The sequence below is a fragment of the Paenibacillus sp. FSL H7-689 genome (assembly GCF_000517905.1).
Classification (GTDB): domain Bacteria; phylum Bacillota; class Bacilli; order Paenibacillales; family Paenibacillaceae; genus Paenibacillus; species Paenibacillus amylolyticus.
Genome location: NZ_ASPU01000016.1, coordinates 52573 through 74110 on the forward strand (window position 1 = coordinate 52573; position 21538 = coordinate 74110).

Below are 21538 nucleotides of genomic sequence, written 5' to 3' on the forward strand. Positions count from 1 at the left end.
TTCTTATTTTCGCAGCACATATGATGGATGCATCTTTCCTGTTGGTTCATAACGTTCATCACCTGTATACTCAAATCCCAGCTTGATCAAGATGTGACGTGACACTTCATTATCCGGATGATGCCCGGCAAACAGTGCCTTCACATTCATTTTGTCAAAGGCATAACCAATTACCGCCCGCGCCGCTTCCTGGGCATACCCTTTGCCCCAGTGATCCCGGGTTAGATGGAATCCCAGTTCATACATATCCTCTTCTGAAGAATACGGACGCAGGCCACAACAGCCCACAAACACCTCGGACTCTTTCTCAAAAAGGGGCCAATATTGCACACCCGCTTCCTTCTGCCTTTGAATCTCCTGTGTTAATCTCGCTTCTACTTCATCCTCGCTCAGAAATCCCTTGCTGCTAATCCATTTGGCAACCTCATGATCGCCCCACAATGCAAACGCCAGCGCACGATCTCCTTCGTTCCAAGTCGCACATTCCAACCGTTCCGTTTCAAATAAGATTGTTCTATTCATCATCCACTAACCTCCTGTATGCCAACACCAATCTGCGTGCAGCTTATACCTTAAATTAATCGAATGACCGTCAGGATAAACAACATTTATAATCTGTGTACATGTTCATCCCTTGTAATAACACTTATAATTGCTTAGCCAATTTCTCAAATTGATTGATGTGAGGCTTGATCTCTTTCTCTACACTTTTTATAAAAGAGCTGAATTGCTTGGAAATATACTCTTCTCCAACACCAATATGTTTATATACTTTTCCCTTTTTATATGTAAATGAGAATATATAACCACTCTTCAAATCATTCCAAATGTCTCCGGCATACCCTAAGATTTCAAATCTCAATTTCGAATCTTTGTAAAGAAACGAATATGGCGGATCATATTCCCCATTTCGTACATCATAGCCTGCAATCCACTGATCTTTTGCAAATGTCCCTGTTTGGATTCGCGATTCCAGCATATATCCAGTCAAAGCTATTTCGTTAACATGAAGTTTACCTTTACCATCTTTCTTGTCATTCTTCCAGTTCCCATCATACTTGGACTCTGTAATTCTGTCCTCACTGCGTGTTATAACTTTATAAACACCATGTCCCGAACGTTTTCCCTGTGCCCAGCTTCCTTTGTAAGTTTTGGTTTTCCCCCAGGTCATGGTTCCATTCCCGTGAGGTTTTCCATTTTTGATCTCTCCATAATATGTAGCCCCGTTGCCATACTCCAGAGTAGCCAACTCACTCGCAGCCTGAGCAACATGTGGTAACAGAATTACAGACAATCCTAAGCTTACCCCCATAATATAGATGAACATCTTTCTAAACATCAAATCTCCCTTTCTCTCGCTGTATAAGAAATTCATTCTTATAACAACCTATTAATCAAATAATAAGACTCTAGTATAATATCACTTTCAATCCAGAAGGTTCCACATAAAAAAAAGAAAACCCCTGCCGACAAGATGTCCGACAGAGGCCGTTCCAATCCAGTTCACATCAATTACAAATCTGCTACGGCGAATTGAATTGTTCCGGAAGCTGCGCCTCCAAGGTTAGCTAACAAGGCAAACACCAGAACTCCACCTGCAGAAATGGTAAGGCTGCTGTTTACAGGAACAACGTAAGTGACTACTGGTGCATTAACACGTGTGATCACGAGAGATACCGGAAAAGGTCCAAAGTTGTTCACTGTAGCGCTGGCATTTGTGCCACCAGCCAAATTTTCGTAGTAGGACTTGCCTACTCCGGCAGGAAGGTTGTAATTTTGTATCGGTAAAAGGATGGCCATTGAAATCACCTCCTTTTTGCTTTGATACGGTATTCTATGCTTGAAATCTATTAAAGCAACGGTGAATTACCAGGGTCATAATGTCCAATTTTGATAGACTTCATAGATTGATAGACGAATGTACGCAAAAAAAGCCCCACCGGACCATCCGGTGGAGCCAACTAAGCTTACTTTAGTTTAATTACGCATACAGCATGAAAAAGTTCAGTTCATGGCCCTGCTGCTTGAGATAGTTATACAGCTGCGAACGGTGATGGAATACATGCGTTACCGTTTCAATCTGCCATTGAACCTGCAAGTGACCATGTTCCATATAAAAAGCTTTTGTTGAACGATTCAAAAAGTCATCTTCACTCAATCCCATGATATAAGCTTTGTAGGATTCGAAATTGCTCCATAATGTTGCTTCAAGCTTCTCGATATCCTGGGTCCCCGACAGGCTATTCTCCACCAGCCCAACCTCAGCTTCACCTTTTTCCTGCATAATGGCAAGATCCGATGCGGTAATCTGGATAAAATGATGCACTAGCTCCACCAATGAACGCATATTCTCCTGTGGACGATACGACCAATCCTCTGAACGGATCAAGCGAATTAACGAAACCCCCGTCCGTACGCCTGTTTCCAATTCATTTAACAAGTGATCCCGAATCTGCAATGTTCCATTCATATATGATGTCTCCCTTATCTTTTATTCTCACGATTTAAGTATAACCGAAGGTGCTACAGATCTATTGTACAAATCGGACAACATTCTGCCGTGCTCCCTGGCTGCCGTCAACGGAGTCTCTCCATAAAACTTGCGAAATTGCCGAATCAAATGGGCTTGGTCAAAGAAACCATGATTCTGGGCAAGCATTGCCCAGTCTGCCGTGTTCCCTTGATGAATATCACTCAACACACGATGAAAACGAACCACCTCACTGAATCGCTTGGGGCTGATTCCCACCCATTCCGAGAACTTGCGATGCAGCTGCCGCTCACTGATCACTTCACGCATCGCCAGCTCTTGGACACTCATACTTCCCCCATCTATAAAGATGCGGTGCAGCACGTTTTTCATCAGATCGTTCTCAGATGTGCTTCCCTGCACGGGCAACGGACTCAAGTACGCATTCATAACCTCTACTCGCTCTGCAAAACTATTCGTTTCGGCGATCCGTTCCTGAAGCTCGTTCAGCTTCTCCGGCCAACATTCCTGAAGGGCAATTCGCTTATCCGTAAACCACTCCAGAGGCATGCCATGGAAGACATGCGCTCCACCCGGGAAGAACCGGACACCAAAGGTGTAGTCTCCAGCAGGGGAACCATCATCGGATGGTTCAGGTACAGCGAATGGCTGTGTATAATTGCCACAGTAAGCATAGGAGTGCTTTGAACAGACCGGGTCGTATGTAATCAGCATGTCCGTGCAACCATCCGGTAATACCCGGGCAGGTACCGTCATCATCGATCGCTCTGGACCTTCTCTCTTAGCAACATCCGCATGTGTGTTCGGAAGAGATCCTGATTCCCAATAACAGGCCACATAAGCCATCAGACCAGCAGCAGGTACTTTCTCAACATAATAACTGTTAGGGTACGTTCCATTCATCTGAATAGGCTTAAACAACGGGTGCAAACTGTGATCCACAATTCCATCCTCCGGTCACTAGAGTTGGTTACACATTATGTATTCATCTATCATACCACCAACCGCAGAAATGAAGAAAAAAAAGTGCCCTACCGGAGGACAATCCGATAGGGCCAGTCACACATCTATTTAACACGAGAAGGGGTTTACAAGACTTATCTTACCTTCCCAACCTTAATGGAAACTGAAATTGGGATGAAAAGAACATCAATTTTTCTTATAGTGCGTGTTCAAAAAGACCGTTTATGACAACCTCTTAAAGTGTCTTGATCAGTATGGACGCAATTAACACGGATGCTGTTGTGACCGTTGTGAATCCACCTACCAGCATTGGCGTTAAAATCTCATCGAGGATGGCTTTGCGTTCATTTTCATCACGTCCAACTGAACGGCTTACTTCCTCACAGATAATGTAGTCCCCCGGAAAACCGAATAGTGCAGTCAGTGCCACAGGCAGACCTTTGAGCGGGTCCCATTTGAACAGCTTGGAGCCAACAAATCCACCGATCAGCACCCCAATTACACCGATTACGATAATGAACAACACTGGAATAATGGAACTAACCACCGCATCAAAAGTGATCGACTCCATACTTGTCATAACGACTACGATCAGACCTATCATGGCAATTCCCGATGTACTTGCTTTATCCAGAATACGAGATGGGAACAGTCCGATCAGATGTCCGAGAACCCCCAGCAACAGAGCCCAGATACTGTAGCTAAGTCCGGTTACATTACCTAGATAAATGGAGAGACTACCCATAATGAACAAGAGCAACAGCAGAATAGGTGCGGTCTGGAATCGCTGCGGAAGGAATGTTTTAGCATTCGCTTCTTTAATGTTCACATGGCCTTCCCCTGCAACCTTGTTCTCAAAAGCGCCCTGCTTCTGCAGTTTCAACGCATATCTGCGCAACATATTGGTTGCAATCGGCATCCCCACGAGGGAATGAATACCCAGAATAACAGCCGGAATTGTAATCAGATGACCCAGATTCATCTCCTGCAACTTCGTGGTTGTGATCAGATAAGAGATAATGCCACCAACAACCGGACTTGATCCGGCAACAGCCGTAGGATAACCATAGAACGGTGATACGATTAACAGGATAAGACCTGTCGCCGTGAGTGATGCGAACAATGAGATCAGTATAGCTTTATATTGGGAACGTATTAATTTCAGCGGTATTAATGTCCCCATGTGTACAATCAGCGGAGCCACCATGAGAGCCCCGAACGCCGTCAGAGCAGAGCTGGATACCACTCCTTTAGGAAATAACCCCGCCCAGTTCAGCAGCAAATATCCGATCAGAATAACAAGCAAGGAAGGAATTCGCGCTTTGGACCAGATCGAAACCAGTTCCCCTATAGCTAAAATAACAAGCAATACTGTGGCGATATATATCGGTTGACTAAACATGGTGACTTCTCCCCATTCTCTATGTTGTCAGTGCAGTTCAGTACACGTAGAACCATCGTTCTTATTTCAAGCGTTCACCTGATAAATAGACCTGTTCGATATTCTCTGTGTTTTCGAGCAGTCCAATATCCGTCAACGGATTCACATTCAGTACCAGCAGATCAGCAGCTTTGCCAGGTTCAATCGTACCGATCTCCGCTTCCATCTGCATCGCTCTCGCCGCATCTCTTGTTGCGGCTACAATCGCTTCCATCGGCGTAAATCCAACATCTTCAACAAGCAATCGAAGTTCTAGTGCATTCCCGCCATGCTCAACAGGTGCACATGTGCAGAAGTCTGTCCCTACTGCAATGGTTACGCCTGCCTTACGCGCGATAATCATGTTCTCAATATGCTCCTGATATACACTTTTGGCTTTGCGGATGCCAAATTCGGGAACACCGTATTTATGCCCTTCTTTGATGATCCGATGTACAATGGCCAGCGTTGGAACCAGAACCGCCTTTTGATCCAGCATCATGCCAATGCCTTCTTCATCAATGTAGATCCCGTGTTCAATGGTGCGTACGCCCGCTTCCAACGCATTTTTGATCCCCTGTGCCCCTTGCGCATGTGCAGCCACATAAGACTGTACCGCTTCCGCTTCATACACGATCGCCTTCAGCTCATCCATGCGGAATTGCGACCAGCGAGGGTCATCTTTCTCCGAAAGTACCCCGCCTGTGGAACACACTTTAATGAAATCCGCCCCTTCACGGAACTGCGTGCGTGTTGCCTTAATGACTTCCGGAACGCCGTCACACACGGTGAAGATATTCAGTTCCGTTGGAATCATATGGATATCTGCATGCCCACCCGTCTGAGAGAGCATATGACGGGAAGTTTTAATCCGCGGCCCCTTCACCACACCTTCCTTGATCAGATCGCGAATGTATACAGCAACATGGCTACCGACATCCCTGACGGTTGTAAACCCTGCGTTGATCAGCTTCGGCAGATCCTGAAGTGCTCTCCCCATCTGAAGTTCATTGGCTTCCAGCGCCACCGCAGCCATATTCAGATTTTTGGCCCCGTGTACATGGACATGGGCATCGATTAATCCGGGCATCACCGTTTTGCCTGTTACATCAACAAGCTCGGCATTTTCCGGAATTGGAACGGTTGCTTTTGCACCCGCTGCTATGAATTTCCCGTTCTCAACCAAGACCACACTATCGGAAACAGGCTCTCCACCTTGTCCATCAATCAACAATGCACCTACAAAAGCAGTAATTTGACTCATCTGTACTCCACCTCATTTTCAGACTTGATTGTAAGTTCAACTAAAGAATATTTACACTGACCACTCCGATGACAGAACAACCTTCCGATCGCTGTTATCCCCAGATTTTTTTTGATTCCCTTCTCCAAAGGGAAAATCCGGGGATAGCGTATGCTTCCGAAGTAGCTTTCTTGCGAAAGCTTTTAGGCGAACGCTTTGCTTCTTCACGTTATTTCTGTCCTCTCCGTTCTCGTGTAAAAAGTTAAGTTGAACTTAAATATTACGTGTACATGTTCGATTTACAGCTCTACTGTTGTACTACGATGAAATTGTATCGTGTTAAAGTTAATGACATTATATAAGTTGCATATGTATAATGTCATTGTTGATAGCAACAGCATTCTAATATTAATTATGGTGATATACACAATACAAAATATAAATCACACAGCATAGTGAAGATCATGTTATATATGTAAGCATTTTTCCATGTGAACACAAAAGGAGTACGTTTGCTATGATTCATGAAGCGGTTCGCTCATTTATGGTTCAAGTCTTTGGGTCTGTTCCGTACGGAATTTGGATCAAGGATGAATATGATTTCCAGTGGAATAACTGGCTGCGTGAAGGAGAGCTACCTGAATATACAGATCAAGAACAGATTGAGTCATCCTGGAAGATTCTCAGGTACACGTTTGTTTTTTTGTCTAACATCAACATTCGTGTGGTTATCGATACCCAGAAGCAACTTACCCTGCTACAGAGTGAACGTCTGGAGTCTTTGATTCGGGAAGGACTGCTGAAGCAGCAGATTGAGATGGAACGTGCACACAATGATCGATGGTTGACCGGACTGCGGGAGCTGACCTGTTCCGTGGAGCTGAACGACTTGTTACTCAAAATTATGGAGAATGCGCTCCATGTCATCCCCTCCCTTTCCTGCGGACTGTTCATGATGGTTGATCCGGACTCTGGCAAGATGATTCCTAGAGCCAAAGTCGGTTTTCAGGATAGCGTGTATCAATATCAGGGCGAGCTGGATGAGGGCATTACGGGAAAAGTATACGAGGAAGGCATTGGCCGAATGTATAGCACACCGGATGATGCCTTTAAAGATATGGGCAATGTTAGTCAGGAGAATGCGGATATCATTGTAAGTTCACTGCCTGACGGTATTATGGCAAAAGGACTTATCGCCGTTCCCGTGACAATGAATACTCACAAAATCGGTGTAATGCTGGTATACCAATTTGAACAAAACAGACGATTTGCCCCACATGATCTGAATGTGATGCAGGGATTTGCGGATCAGGCAGCCATTGCCATCTCCAACGCCACCATGTATTCAGAACTGCTGGAAACGAACCGATATCTCGTTAGCCGCAATGAAATTCATAATCAATTCACGGCACTTTCCATTGAACATGTGAGCCTCGGACATATCATTGAGACGGTTGGGTCAATGCTGAAACTTCCCACCTATTATGTGGACATGGCGAGAAATGACTGGTACCCGCTCATCCCGGAAAGTGTCTTGCTAAGTGAGCTCGATATCTATACCGCTCTGGACAGTCAGTTTAACCCCATCACCTTATCCGGTGGAACGGATCATAGCGATTATTACCTCTATCCCATTGTGAACGGATCTCTGGTGCTTGGCTGTTTTGCCATCCAATTAGATCATCCGTTAGGTCAGTTGGATCATGTGATTTTGGAACAAGGCGGAGCTATTGTGATGCTGGAGATGGTGAATACCTACTCACTCACCGAGATGTCCTATCGGAAAAACCATGATTTCTTCAGCGATCTCGTGCAATATAGAGAACCACAGCAGTTGGAGGCACGACTTTCCAGCTTTCAGTTGCCAGCCCATCAGTCCTTGTTCGTCGCTCAATTGCAGCTCTATGGGGAACATCCCGACATGAAAACAACTGAAAATTGGGTGCGCAAGTTGATCGGATTTATCGAAAAGGAGCTGGGCACCCGCGAACATCTATTGTTCAGTGCACATCACAAAATTACGATTTTGGCTGCGGCACCCGAGCCCAAAGTCAGACACTGGATCATCAGCAGGCTGGAAACGGCTGTGGAGAAATGGACCACCTCTAAGACTCCTGCCCTATCTATCGGCATCGGTGGACTGTATCAAGGGCTTGAGTATGTGTCCAAAAGCAATGACGAGGCTACACGCTCATTGTCCTTTTTGCTGAAACAAAACAAAGCGGGCCTGATGCTCTACGAAGAAATCGGGATCAATCGGTTGTTTCTGAACCAGGAACCTTCCGATATCGAGAACTACATTCACGAAATTCTGTCCCCTCTTCAACAGCAAAAATCAGGAGAGCTTGAACTCACACTCAAAACCTACATTGCCGCGAATCGATCTGTGCAAGCCACAGCCGAACGTCTGCATATTCATACCAATACGTTGTACCTGCGCCTGCGCAAAATAGAGGAGATTCTAGGTGTTGATCTGAACGATTCCGAGGGTTGGATGAAGGTGTATCTGGCATGTCATTTAAGTGAAGTGTACTCTGGTGCTCCTACCGCAAGTGGAGCACTAAAATTGTAACTCCATCAATTCAGTCCGTGCAGTTTGCGAAAACGCTCTGGACTCATGCCTGTATGCCTTTTGAACATCGCACAGAAATAACTGGCGTTCTCGTAACCCACCCGATCAGCCACTTCATATATTCGAAGCTCTCTCTCACTGAACATGAGTTGTTTGCTTCGATTGATCCGTTCCTGGTTCACGTAAAATACAGGTCTGGTATGGAGTGCCCTCTGAAATAGCCTGCACAAATATTGGGGAGATACCACAGCCACATCGGCCAGTTCCTTCAGGGAAAGTGAACGATCCAGATGCTCTGCGATATAACGCAGCACAGGCTTCAAGCGCTCCAGTTCATCATTATAATTGGCGGATGCGATGAGTAGTGGCTTCAGATCCAGCAGCAGGGCATATAATTGTTTGGAGCATTCAACATCGTAGTCTGCGTAATCCGTATCACCGCCATTCTCTCCTCTAACCAGAAGTTGCTCCAGGCCACGCAGCAGCGTTGCTGTCCTGAGTCTGTATACGCGTGAGCCGGTTATCCCCGCATAAGATAATAACTGGCTAGCCTCTCTCCCTTGAAACGAGACCCAAGCCAGTTCCCAACGGTCACTAATGGGCAAATATCGATGCGGTACATCAGGGTACAGAAAGAAAACGTCACCCGGTCCGACGATATACTCGTCTTCTTGTATAATCAGTCTCCCCTGACCATGAATAATCTGGTGGATCTGATAATCCGGGAATCCCTCTGGACGCTCGGTTTCATATTGGTGTTCCCAGTAACCAACCGTGGTCATATAGATCGGCAGACGAGCAGCTTCTTCTGTTTTACCAAAAAAAATCCGGGTATCCATCCAGTACACCACTTTCTTCATCGTTAGTTTCATATTGTGATATATATGGGCAATATTCTTTATTCTCTAAGTATCAATTCAATTCTATAATGACAATATTATAACATTTCAGAAGGAGTTGCTGTTATGCGAAAGAAACTGGTACACACCCCTCCAGCAAATGGATACCCGGAATGGAACAATAATCCCGAGACTTTTCAAGTAAACCGTCTACCCGCACATGCTTCTATGGTAGCGTTTCCATCTATAACAGAAGCATTGTCCAATGATTCCAGCACATCGCCATGGTACGAATCACTGAATGGTCAATGGAAGTTTGCCTTTGCGGAGACACCGGAGCAACGGATTACATCCTTTTATGAGAACAACTATGATGCCAGTGACTGGGACGAGATCGCCGTTCCTTCCAACTGGCAGCTACAAGGGTACGATTATCCCCACTATACAAATATGACGTATCCGTGGGTCGAGCGTGAGCCTGAATTGAAGCCACCATTTGCACCAACAACTTATAATCCGGTGGGTTCGTACATCCGCACGTTTACTGTTCCTGCTGACTGGAAAGACCGTCCTGTCCTGCTGCACTTCGAGGGTGTTGAATCCGCCTTTTATGTATGGGTCAACGGGGAACTCGTCGGTTATAGTGAAGACACGTTCACACCCGCAGAATTTGATATCACTTCGTATCTAACGAAAGGTGAGAACAAGCTCGCTGTGGAGGTATATCGCTGGTGTGATGCGAGCTGGCTGGAGAATCAGGATTTCTGGCGGTTAAGCGGCATCTTCCGTGGTGTATACCTGCATTCACCTTCACCGGTTCAGATCGCCGATTTCTTTGTTCGTACTGAACTGGATGACGCGTATCAGGATGCGGAGCTACTGCTGGATTTGAAATTATTTAATCATAATGACGCGCAGACCCCTGCCGGATTGTCCGTTCAGGCGCAGCTCTATGATGCACAACAGCAGACAGTGCTGAAGCAACCACTTACTGCGGCCGTTACTTTCCAGGGCGAGGATGAACTTTCATTACAGTTGTCAGCAGAGGTTATGAAGCCGCTACTATGGAGCGCTGAGTCCCCTAACCTGTATACACTTGTGCTGTCCATTCAGGACGAATCAGGCGAAACACTGGAAGCAGTCCGTAGCCGGATCGGATTCCGCAAGTTTGAACTGAAGGACGGCCTGATGCAAATCAATGGCAAACGCATTGTGTTCAAAGGCGTGAATCGTCATGAATTTTCCCCGGATAAGGGTCGAGCCATTGGACGGGAAGACATGATCCGTGACATCGAGTTGATGAAGTCCTATAACGTTAACGCGGTGCGTACATCCCATTATCCGAATCAGTCACTCTGGTACGAACTGTGTGATGAATATGGCCTTTATGTCATTGACGAAACGAATCTGGAAACTCACGGCACCTGGGAATATGGGCAAAAGGAAATGAATGAGAACAATATTCCCGCGAGCAAACCGGAATGGCGTAATAACGTAATAGATCGCTGTAACTCCATGTTCCAGCGGGATAAAAACCATCCGTCCGTCATCATCTGGTCCCTTGGCAATGAATCCTTCGGCGGCGATAACTTCATCGCCATGTACGATTATCTGAAACAAGTCGATTCAACCCGTCTCGTTCATTACGAAGGTACCTTCCATTATCGCCCTTCTGATTCGGCAAGTGATATTGAATCGACAATGTATATCAGTCCACAAGATGTGGAGCAATACGCGCGCATGAAGGGTCCGAAGAAACCTTATATTATCTGCGAATACAGCCATGCCATGGGTAATTCTTGTGGAGGTCTGCATCTGTACTGGGAGTTGTTCGATAAATATGATGTGTTGCAGGGTGCATTCATCTGGGACTGGGTCGATCAGTCCATTCGTACCACTACGGCAGACGGTGTAGAATATTTTGCTTATGGTGGCGATTTCGGTGAATCCCCTCATGATGGCAATTTCTGCGGAAACGGACTGATTCTGGCGGATAAGACGGTTACACCGAAGCTGGAAGAAGTGAAGAAATGTTATCAGAACGTTCGTATGGAAACCGTTGATGTCAAAGACGGCCTGCTGCGCATCAAAAACCAGTTCCTGTTCACGGATCTGAGCGAATATTCGCTCGTATGGACAGTAACTCACGATGGCAAATCTGTAGAGAACGGTACGTTGGATATCGCGGTACCTCCTGGCGAATCGGTTGAAGTCCGAATCCCTTATACGCCATCTTCCGATCTGTTCCAGGAAGCGGTGCTGACTGTATCTCTGGTTACCAAAGTGGCAACCAAATGGGCAGGAGTAGGTCATGAGATTGCCTGGGATCAGTTCGTGGTATCTCCGAGATTGCGTCCAATCCAACCGATACGTCAAGGACAAGACAATGCGCCGCAGGTACAGGATCTGCAAGATGAATTGAAAGTGACTACAGGCCAAGTCACGTTGAGCTTCAATCCAGCCACTGGCGCGTTAACATCCTATCAGATTAACAATCAGGAGCAATTGCTCGCACCTGTCCGGCCGAATTACTGGAGAGCCATGACAGACAATGATATGGGGAACCGCCTGAATGAGCGTTCTGCCTTCTGGAGAGATGCTCACGCTACCAGCAGATTAATTCGCTTTGAGCACCATGCAGACGAACAAGGTTTTCTTGTAACGACCGATTATACGTGGGATCAACATCCGGGATGTACGCTGTCCATCACATACCGAATTGATGCGGATGGTGTATTGGAAATCAGTCAAACCCTTATTCCAGGCGTAGGCTTACCTGATCTACCGGAATTCGGTATGCTGCTGCAACTGAATAACCGCTTGGATACAATCTCTTGGTACGGCAGAGGCCCGCATGACAATTATGCAGACCGCCTGACCAGTGCACGTCTCGGTTATTACACAGGTGCGGTTCGAGATCAATTTGTTCCATATCTGAAACCACAAGAGTGTGGTAACAAAACGGATGTACGTTTTGCAGAAATTACGTCAGCAAATGGTCAGCTTGGGCTTCATGTTGAAGCCACTATACCCTTTGAAATTAATGCGTTGCCGTGGACACCGGAAGAACTGGAAGCAAACGACCATGTGTACAAATTACCTCAGAGCACACAGACTGTCGCCCGCATCAATTACAAACAAATGGGTGTTGGCGGAGATGACAGCTGGAGCGCACGTACCCATGTCGAATACACCTTGCCAGCCAACCGCGCGTATCACTTCACCTTTACGGTAAGACCTGTATAACATCAAGCAAGCACTGCTGGCAGCATGCCGGCAGTGCTTTTTTTGTTGGGGCAGTGAATAGTGGGAGTTTGAACTTTGTCATGGGAACATTATAATGAATGAGGTGCAAGAAAGATTTGTACCAGCTATTACTCTATTACGAGGTGAGACTTTGCAATATCTGTTTACCATTCTCTTCATTTTTGGCTTGATCGCTTTCTTGGGATTTGTTGTTGGGATGATCTTATCTATTCGCAAAGGCAATAGGTTGCCAATCAGATTTATTTTTCTAACAACGGCCTGTTTTGCGATTGCTTCAATAGGTTTGTATGGGATGCTGAATTTATCTTCGAACTCTACTCAGTCTGAAATAGATCAGACCCCTTCATCCCAGATTAAACTTTCTGGCCTCCACATGACTACCGATGAATTTAAAAACAAGTTTAATGGCGCCGTAGGCAAATACCGACTGAATGGGTTGAGTATTACCCGCTTGAATATAAAAGACTCTCCCGAGCAGGGCACTGGCACTTTCGAGTATGTATTCAATGACGAATTACGCTTGGTTGGTGCAGTGAATGCAGATGAGAGCATACAGGAAGTCAGGTTGTACGGAACCGGTGATACGCGTAAACCAACGGCTGGAATTCTTCTGACTGCTATCGCTACACTCATTCTGACTACTAATAGCGATTACACCTATAACGATGCACAAGATGTCATCCAGGATATCGGTCTATTGGATCGTGATGTGAATCAGTCCGATTTTGATGGGGCGACAGTTCGAAATAGATTGGAATATCGCTTCAACATTCAAGATTATGATCACTCCACTTTTGAAATAACTGTTGCGAGATAAGATGCGATTGTGCAAAAAGGCCGCTCCATGAAGGAACGGCCTATCGTGTGATATGTACTTTTTTTGGATAATTCAGTAGTCACAGTCTCTGATCTAACATTTTCCTATTTTAAGGATTAGTAAGCCAAAAAATTAAAGTAATCACTATACAAAAAAGCGAGACAGGGTAAAGTATCCATTTACTGATCTTATCTTTGTAAGTAACAATCCCACAAACAATGCCTATCCAGGCGATTAATAGTTGCCATAAGTCCAATGATGAACAGCTCCCGCATGCGAGAGTTACTCAAAAGTTACTATCTCGCTCTGATTGTTCCAACTCATTTTAAAGGTAATTGGATCTTTCGTTTTCTCCGCCTCAGTAGCCGTTCCCGACATACTGAACGGTACCCCTTGTTCCTCAAGCGCCTTCCCCTGTTGTTTTATATTATTGCCGGTAAGGTCAAACACAAAATCCTTTATGCGCTTTTCATCACCTATATAAGTAATACTATAGCTCCCTGTTGATCTCTGTAGAGAAACATCCCAGTTATCGCTCTTTCCGTGTAACCTATCATCCGCACCACAAGCTGACAAAATAGCTAAAAGTAATATAACACAAAGAATCAATGGCAGTCTAAATAATTTCATAATATCCCTCCTTTTAGTAATATACCCAAAAATGTGAGTTATGATATTTTCTAATCATTCCTGATATCTAATCTATATAAGTTGAACTAAAGTTATTTACACAGACACTACGATGACAGAATAACCTTCCAATCGCTGTTATCCCCAGATTTTTTTGATTCCTTTTCCGAAGGGGAAAATCCGGGGATAAAGGCGAACGCTTTGCTTTTTCAGGTTTTTTCTGTCCTCTCCGTTATCGTGTAAATGATTAGCTCAATTTATATAGTTTAATGTGTCTTACCTTTGTATCACATGATTAACGATTTTCTGAGCATCATATTTAACCCATCCCAACAGTCCTGAACCCCGAGATGTTTGCCAAGGTAGCCCTACAAAGTACAGTCCAGCAACCGGTGATACGCCTCTCTCGTGTATAATTACACCTTGGGCATCAAAAGCAGTATTGATATCGATCCAACTATCATTTCGCTTAAACCCAGTCGCCCAGATAATATTGTCTATTCGTGTCTCACTACCATCCTCATATAGGATGCGGTCATCTATTGCATTAATGGCACGTGGGCGCAGGTTAACTTTCCCCTGGGTCATCAATTCTTTTAACTCATAGCCATATACGTACTCAGGCTGATTTCTCAACCATTTTCCAACCATACGATCTGCACTTGCACGTAATATTCCGAGCTTTTCAAAATACCAGAATATACTTCGTCTCATAATATGCAAAGGCCTAAAGGTAATATTTCGAGCTATGGATATGTATACGGTTTGTTGTTCATCTGATGTCAACTCTACGGCGATTTGGGCACCTGAATTCCCTCCGCCTACAACTACTGTTGTTCCAGGAAGCAATTGAGAGATATTTTTATATTCTGATGAGTGAAGCTGAATCACATGCTCGGATAATGCTTTCGCAAAATGAGAAACATTTTTGGTCTGGAAAGGCCCCGTGGCAACGATAATATTGCGCGCTTCAATCGTTCCATCATTGGTTTCAGCATAGTACACCTCATCTTGCTTCGAGAGACGGGAGATTTCACAGTTTAACTTTATTGGAAGCTCCATTTGTTTAGCATAGTTTTCAAAATAATCTGCAATTTCATCTTTGCTTGGCAGGCTATTTTCATTTCCACTAAGAGGCATTCCCGGTAACCCATCATACATTCGTGGGGTAAAAAGATGTAAGGAATCGTACCGTTTACGCCAAGATTCCCCGATAGATGAGGCAGCATCAACGATTAAAAAGGTTAACCCCGACTGTTGAAGATAGTAACCTGCTGCCAAGCCTGCTTGCCCAGCTCCGATAACCAATACATCGTACATATGTATCATCCCCAATATCGTTTTATGTATTAATATATGAGCACTTGTTCATATGTTTATTTTACTTAACAACTGTCTGTTTAGCAATAGAAGAAAACATCACTACTTCCTTTTACAAGATCAGCCATTAAAAAGACTCCCTCACGGGAGCCTTTTAATCATTTCAGTGCAAGCTTCTTATAACTTCTCATGTATGCTACGTGCTAAGTATGATAGGTTGGTTGAATTCTACCTGGTGTATCTATCGATGTCATCGTTCGCAGACTGATGCTCTCTTCTATGGTAATCTTCATGCTGACGAACGTCGTTCTTTAATTTCGCTAAGAAACCCCACCCCATAAAGGCAAGTATAAGCACAGTAATCAGTGCATAAGCAAAGCTATATAGATTCATAAAAAAGTTGATAAATATTGCAGCGAGCATCAAGCCCAGTATCCATAATGTCCACTTTGTACCCTTTCTCAAATCATTTCCTCCTCAAGTCGTTACTGATAAGCTCTCTATGTATCACAGTACATACGAAACCATAGGAACGAGGTTTCAATCACAGGGCTTCAAATCTACATTTAGAGCGAATTACCGAATCTTTAATTAACATCAGTTCCAAGAGAAACATCCAATATGCCCGACATCCCTTGCGCAGAAGAGGTACTTACATAATACGAACCCGTCGACAATGCTTTGTCACTATAATATGTATGCTCTTTTCCGTCTGCCGGGACCCTGCCATACAATATTTCAGTTCCACTAGGTGATCCTTCATTGATCGTAAATGTAAAGTGTTTCGAACCCGTGTTTTTAAAACTCACTTTCACATAACTAAATCCTGCCCGAATATCAAACCGATGCGTATTTGTAGTACCTGCGAAATTCTCATTATTAATTACTGTGAATGTAGTTAATGGAGTATCACTAGCTTCATTTACTTTTACAAATTTTCGTTCGGAATCAGAAGTGAAATTATAGATTAAGATGATAACAGCAGCAGACACTAAACCTGCCACTATAATTTTTCTAATATGTTTCATGATATATGCCCTCCATATCTCTTGATACTAACTATGATTATACAAATACTCAACAACACAAAAACCACTCCTTAATTAAGAAGTGGTTTTTGTATTATTTATAATTTGTAACAGTGACTGCTTCACAAATTCTTGTCACCTCGTAACGAGAATTCACTCTGCCAGGCACATGATGTAATAAAGGTTTTTACACCTTTATTACATCATGCCGCCCATTCCACCCATACCGCCCATGTCAGGCATTCCGCCACCAGCACCTGCTGGTTCTGGTTTGTCAGCGATAACTGCTTCAGTAGTCAAGAACATAGCTGCTACGGAAGCCGCGTTTTGCAATGCATAACGAGTTACTTTCGCAGGGTCAACGATACCCGCTTCGATCATGTTAACCCACTCGCCAGTTGCAGCGTTGAAGCCGATTCCTGTTTGTTCTTTTTTCAGACGTTCCACGATTACGGAACCTTCTTCGCCAGCGTTAGCTGCGATTGTGCGGATTGGTGCTTCCAGAGCACGCAGGACGATGTTTACGCCTGTTTGCTCGTCACCGGACAGAGCTACAGCCGCAACCGCGCTATATACGTTCATGAGCGCTGTACCACCACCGGATACGATACCTTCTTCAACCGCAGCGCGAGTTGCGTTCAGGGCATCTTCGATGCGAAGTTTGCGTTCTTTCAATTCTGTTTCAGTAGCCGCACCAACTTTGATTACTGCTACACCGCCGGACAATTTAGCCAGACGCTCTTGCAGTTTCTCTTTGTCGAACTCGGAAGTTGTTTCTTCCAGTTGTGTACGGATTTGGCTAACACGTGCATCGATATCGGATTTGTTACCAGCACCGTCAACGATGATTGTGTTTTCTTTTGTTACGCGGATTTGACGAGCTGTACCCAGTTGTTCCACAACAGCGGATTTCAGGTCCAGACCCAGTTCTTCCGTGATCAATTGGCCACCAGTGAGGGCAGCGATGTCTTGCAGCATTGCTTTACGACGGTCACCGAATCCTGGAGCTTTAACAGCTACAGCATTGAATGTACCACGCAATTTGTTCACAACCAGCATAGCCAGTGCTTCGCCTTCGATATCTTCAGCGATCAATACCAGTGGTTTGCCTTGTTGAACGATTTTCTCAAGCAATGGCAAGATATCTTGCGTGCTGGAGATTTTTTTGTCTGTGATCAAGATGTACGGATTGTCCAAAACAGCTTCCATTTTGTCCGTATCTGTGATCATGTAAGGAGAGATGTATCCACGGTCGAATTGCATACCTTCAACCACTTCAAGCTCTGTAGCGAATCCTTTGGATTCTTCTACTGTGATAACGCCATCTTTACCCACTTTTTCCATAGCTTCAGCGATCAGTTCGCCTACTTCTTCGTCAGCTGCAGAGATTGCTGCAACTTGTGCGATGGATTGTTTGGAATCAATTGGTTTGGAGATGGATTGCAATTCAGCAACCGCAGCTTTAACCGCTTTGTCGATCCCTTTACGGATACCGATTGGGCTAGCGCCTGCAGTTACATTTTTCAGACCTTCTGTGATCAGCGCTTGCGCCAATACAGTTGCTGTTGTAGTACCGTCACCGGCAACATCGTTGGTTTTTGTTGCTACTTCTTTAACCAGTTGTGCACCCATGTTCTCGAATGCATCTTCCAGTTCGATTTCTTTAGCAATGGTTACACCATCGTTAGTGATGAGCGGGCTTCCGAATTTTTTCTCCAGAACCACGTTGCGGCCTTTAGGACCGAGTGTTACTTTTACTGCATTAGCCAATGCGTCCACACCACGAAGCATGGAGCGACGAGCGTCTTCACTGAATTTAATGTCTTTAGCCATGTTAAGAAAACCTCCCTAGTTTTTGTTGGAAAATGGTAGTGCTATATGGTTCGGTTATCCGATTAAATTTGAATTAGTCGAGAATCGCGTGAATATCGCTTTCTTTCATAATCAAATATTCTTTACCTTCGAATTTGATTTCTGTACCGGCATATTTGGAGAAAATAACGCGATCTCCTTCTTTCACTTCCAGAGCTACACGTACGCCGTCTTTCAATACTCCAGCACCAACTGCAATGATTCTACCCTCTTGCGGTTTTTCTTTGGCGGAGTCCGGGAGTACGATCCCGAAAGAAGTTGTTTGTTCTTGCTCCAGTGGTTCTACCAATACGCGTTCACCTAAAGGTCTGATCATGAAAAATAGCCTCCTTTTGAAATTATATAACGTTACATTGTAGGTTGTAGCCATATGTATTAGCACTCGACAGTGTTCAGTGCTAACAACCAACTTTATGATACTCAACTTGAAGCATGATTTCAAGTCCTTTTGACGAATTCCTGCGAGAATTTACGTTGAATTTACACAAACATAGCCAAATTACACCCGCTGTGCCTGGTTCTATGTTGCAATTCACTAATCTTATTCTACGAAATTGTTTAACCCTTCTGCAACGTTAACAGACAGTCCCTTCCCCATTGTATCCATTGTTGAACATAATATGCCTGCTTGTCCTGTCGTGTTGGTCGGCAGTCTACAGAAATAGCCCGGATAAGAACATAACGTCTTTTCCGGGCACATCACAGCTTATCCTCATTCAGCCCGCATGTTTCTTATCCTCGGCACGAACGTAGCGGGATTCGATCTCTTCATCGGCTGCAAGCTGCTTGCGATATACGATTGCGGATAATAACACACTGATCTCATATAACAAGAGCAAGGGAATCATCACCAGAAGGTCGGAAATAAAGTCTGGAGGTGTGATGACCACTGCAATGAAGATCAGAACAAAGTAAGAGACTCTGCGCATCTTGCGAAGACGAATTGGATTCAGAATCCGCAGTCCTGTCAGAAACATAATAAGTAAAGGAAGTTCGAATAACAGGGACACAGGCAGCACAATGCCAAACAGGAAGCTGAAATACTGTTTCATCCCATAGGTCTCCACAAGCCCCATCTTCTCCGTTATCGCTGTTGTGAAGGCAAGTGCCATCGGAAAAATAACATAATACGAGAAAGCCATACCTGTCAGAAATAAAAGAAACACATAGGGCACATACTTCAGCGTCGCTTTTCGTTCGCGCGGCTTTAGCCCTGGACTAACAAACTTCCAGATCTGATACACCGTAAACGGCAGTGTAATAACAAGTGAGAACAACCCTGCAATCTTCATATAGATGCCAATCCCGTCCCAGAACGAGAAGGCATGTAATACAAAACCTTTTGCCGACTCTGCCTTGGTCAGATATTGGTATACCGGGTCCGCCACAAAAAATCCTGCAATCAGTCCCAGCACAAAAATACTTAATACGTAGATCAGCCGCTTCCGCAGCTCGCTCAGATGTTCCGTAATCGACATTTCTTCCATTTGCTGCGTCATGCCTGCCCCCCATTATTGCCAGCTTAAAATACAAAACCCTTCCGGCAGGAAGGGATTTCTCTTTCATTGCCGTCAAGATTATTCCGGCAGGCGTTTATCAGCAGGCTTGTCTGCAGGTGTGCTCTCAGCCGCCAGCGGTTTCGCCTTCTCCTGCTCTTTGCGATTGGACGAGTCATCCTCAGAGATAATCTCGCGAGCGCCCTCTTTGAATTCACGGAAGGTACGCCCAACTGCACGTCCCAGTTCCGGAAGTTTGTTGGGTCCAAACAACAACAATGCAATCACGGCCAGCAAAATAAAGCCCGTTGGTCCAATGGAACTTAACATTGATAATCCTCCTCGTCTCAAGCTTCGAAGATGCGCATACTCGGCCAGATGTTCATAGATGTCTCTGCTGCGTTCTTAATTTAAGCCCATCATACCATAGATGTAACCACTTACATAACCCGCAAAATTCACAAATAAGATAAGAGATGTCACTTGAACAATCTAACACCGGTTCATGGCTAATCGGATATCTTGCCCCAGAGTCCGTGCTCGATTATTGCTTGAACTGACCCGTAACCATCAGCAGCGCTTCCGGAAGCTGATCCATAATGGCCGCCAGATGTTCATGCACACCCTTTGGTGTACCTGGCAGATTCACAATCAGCGTGCGTCCACGAATGCCACATACCCCACGGAACAGCATTGCAGAACGGTTTTTGCTCATTACACTGTACCGCATGGCCTCTGCCATCCCGGGAACTTCCCGCTCAATTACGCGCCGGGTCGCTTCCGGGGTAATATCACGAATGGCCAGCTCCGTGCCACCGGTAGTCAGCACCAGATCGGCGTGAAAATAATCCGTCATCTCAATCAAAGCCGCAATAATCTCATCGGGTTCATCCGGAACGATACGGTACTCCACGATTTGACCACCCAGCTCTTCTTCCACCAGCTCCCGAATGACTTGTGCACTCGTATCCTCACGTTCCCCGCGGGCTCCTTTGTCACTGGCTGTCAGGATTGCTGTTCTCCACACCATAAAGATCACCCTTCTCCTCTATGAAAATAAATATTGCCTATCGGCTGTAATCACCGTTTTTGCCACCACTCTTGGAATTCAACATGGTTGGACCGATAATCATATCTTTTTGCATGGCCTTGCACATGTCATAGACCGTCAGTGCTGCAGCTGAGGCAGCCGTGAGCGCCTCCATCTCAACACCCGTTTTGCCTTCAGTTTTGACAGTAACTTCAATGTGTAATTCATCCACTCCATTATCATGAAAACGAATATCCACACCCGTCAGTGCCAGCGGATGGCACATCGGAATCCAGTCCGACGTTTTCTTCGCGCCTTGAATCCCGGCAATCTGAGCCACAGCCAGAACATCACCTTTGCCGATTCGGCCCTCCCGAATCGCTTCCAGTGTATCTGGATTCATCGTCACTTTGGTTACGGCCACAGCCGTACGTACGGTAATTTCCTTACCTGAAATATCAACCATCCGGGCCCGCCCCTGTTCATTAAAATGGGTCAGTTTACCACCGGAAGCCTGGCCGTTGTTCACTTCTGAACTCAATCACATCAC

The 21538-nt window shown here is 45.1% G+C and carries 21 protein-coding genes; 3 read left to right on the forward strand and 18 right to left on the reverse strand.

The window, feature by feature from the left end; translation table 11 throughout:
- Positions 1-3: 3 nt before the first annotated feature.
- From C170_RS15260 to C170_RS15290, 7 genes are all read right to left on the reverse strand, one after another.
- Positions 4-525, reverse strand: coding sequence for a GNAT family N-acetyltransferase (locus tag C170_RS15260; protein ID WP_081745950.1), 522 nt, complete (start codon positions 523-525; stop codon positions 4-6).
- Between the two features lie 121 nt (positions 526-646).
- The gene (locus tag C170_RS15265) at positions 647-1375 is read right to left on the reverse strand and encodes a hypothetical protein (protein ID WP_081745951.1); all 729 of its coding nucleotides are present in this window, start codon (positions 1373-1375) and stop codon (positions 647-649) included.
- Between the two features lie 137 nt (positions 1376-1512).
- Positions 1513-1800 carry a hypothetical protein gene (locus C170_RS15270; protein ID WP_036611237.1) on the reverse strand — a complete coding sequence of 96 codons (288 nt, stop codon included), beginning with the start codon at positions 1798-1800 and terminating at the stop codon, positions 1513-1515.
- Positions 1801-1981: 181 nt separating this feature from the next.
- Positions 1982-2470 carry a DinB family protein gene (locus C170_RS15275; protein WP_036611239.1) on the reverse strand — a complete coding sequence of 163 codons (489 nt, stop codon included), beginning with the start codon at positions 2468-2470 and terminating at the stop codon, positions 1982-1984.
- Between the two features lie 27 nt (positions 2471-2497).
- A complete protein-coding gene (locus tag C170_RS15280; RefSeq protein ID WP_036611241.1) occupies positions 2498-3433 on the reverse strand; it encodes a helix-turn-helix domain-containing protein in 936 nt (311 codons plus the stop codon).
- Between the two features lie 256 nt (positions 3434-3689).
- A complete protein-coding gene (locus C170_RS15285) occupies positions 3690-4856 on the reverse strand; it encodes a hypothetical protein (protein WP_036611242.1) in 1167 nt (388 codons plus the stop codon).
- 61 nt (positions 4857-4917) lie between these two features.
- A complete protein-coding gene (locus C170_RS15290) occupies positions 4918-6138 on the reverse strand; it encodes a metal-dependent hydrolase family protein (protein ID WP_036611244.1) in 1221 nt (406 codons plus the stop codon).
- 496 nt (positions 6139-6634) lie between these two features.
- On the opposite strand from C170_RS15290, the gene C170_RS15295 reads away from it, so the two are divergent.
- Entirely contained in the window at positions 6635-8689 is a 2055-nt protein-coding gene (locus C170_RS15295; RefSeq protein WP_036611246.1) for a helix-turn-helix domain-containing protein, read from the forward strand.
- A 5-nt stretch (positions 8690-8694) separates the two neighbouring features.
- On the opposite strand, the gene C170_RS15300 is transcribed toward C170_RS15295, so the two are convergent.
- The gene (locus tag C170_RS15300) at positions 8695-9549 is read right to left on the reverse strand and encodes an AraC family transcriptional regulator (RefSeq protein ID WP_235200774.1); all 855 of its coding nucleotides are present in this window, start codon (positions 9547-9549) and stop codon (positions 8695-8697) included.
- A gap of 105 nt (positions 9550-9654) precedes the next feature.
- Between C170_RS15300 and C170_RS15305 the strand changes: the two genes are divergently transcribed.
- On the forward strand, positions 9655-12774 hold the full coding sequence (locus C170_RS15305; protein ID WP_036611250.1) for a glycoside hydrolase family 2 TIM barrel-domain containing protein: 3120 nt from the start codon (positions 9655-9657) through the stop codon (positions 12772-12774).
- A gap of 151 nt (positions 12775-12925) precedes the next feature.
- Entirely contained in the window at positions 12926-13612 is a 687-nt protein-coding gene (locus C170_RS31035) for a hypothetical protein (RefSeq protein WP_144029802.1), read from the forward strand.
- A gap of 282 nt (positions 13613-13894) precedes the next feature.
- Here the strand turns inward: C170_RS31035 and C170_RS15315 are convergent, their stop codons facing one another.
- The 10 genes from C170_RS15315 to moaC form a co-directional block, all read right to left on the reverse strand.
- On the reverse strand, positions 13895-14242 hold the full coding sequence (locus C170_RS15315) for a hypothetical protein (protein ID WP_036611255.1): 348 nt from the start codon (positions 14240-14242) through the stop codon (positions 13895-13897).
- A 276-nt stretch (positions 14243-14518) separates the two neighbouring features.
- Complete coding sequence (locus C170_RS15320; protein ID WP_036611257.1) at positions 14519-15571, reverse strand: flavin-containing monooxygenase; 1053 nt, start codon at positions 15569-15571, stop codon at positions 14519-14521.
- 219 nt (positions 15572-15790) lie between these two features.
- Positions 15791-16027, reverse strand: a complete 237-nt coding sequence (locus C170_RS15325) for a hypothetical protein (RefSeq protein WP_017690072.1) — start codon at positions 16025-16027, stop codon at positions 15791-15793.
- Between the two features lie 122 nt (positions 16028-16149).
- Entirely contained in the window at positions 16150-16590 is a 441-nt protein-coding gene (locus C170_RS30085) for a hypothetical protein (protein WP_051447210.1), read from the reverse strand.
- Positions 16591-16788: 198 nt separating this feature from the next.
- The gene (gene groL, locus C170_RS15335) at positions 16789-18423 is read right to left on the reverse strand and encodes a chaperonin GroEL (protein WP_036611259.1); all 1635 of its coding nucleotides are present in this window, start codon (positions 18421-18423) and stop codon (positions 16789-16791) included.
- 73 nt (positions 18424-18496) lie between these two features.
- The gene (gene groES / locus C170_RS15340) at positions 18497-18778 is read right to left on the reverse strand and encodes a co-chaperone GroES (protein WP_017690077.1); all 282 of its coding nucleotides are present in this window, start codon (positions 18776-18778) and stop codon (positions 18497-18499) included.
- A gap of 400 nt (positions 18779-19178) precedes the next feature.
- Positions 19179-19961, reverse strand: a complete 783-nt coding sequence (gene tatC, locus C170_RS15345; RefSeq protein ID WP_036611261.1) for a twin-arginine translocase subunit TatC — start codon at positions 19959-19961, stop codon at positions 19179-19181.
- Positions 19962-20039: 78 nt separating this feature from the next.
- Positions 20040-20288, reverse strand: coding sequence for a twin-arginine translocase TatA/TatE family subunit (gene tatA, locus C170_RS15350; protein WP_036611264.1), 249 nt, complete (start codon positions 20286-20288; stop codon positions 20040-20042).
- Positions 20289-20502: 214 nt separating this feature from the next.
- Positions 20503-20988, reverse strand: coding sequence for a MogA/MoaB family molybdenum cofactor biosynthesis protein (locus C170_RS15355; RefSeq protein ID WP_017690080.1), 486 nt, complete (start codon positions 20986-20988; stop codon positions 20503-20505).
- 37 nt (positions 20989-21025) lie between these two features.
- Complete coding sequence (gene moaC, locus C170_RS15360; protein WP_223869015.1) at positions 21026-21529, reverse strand: cyclic pyranopterin monophosphate synthase MoaC; 504 nt, start codon at positions 21527-21529, stop codon at positions 21026-21028.
- Positions 21530-21538: the final 9 nt, after the last annotated feature.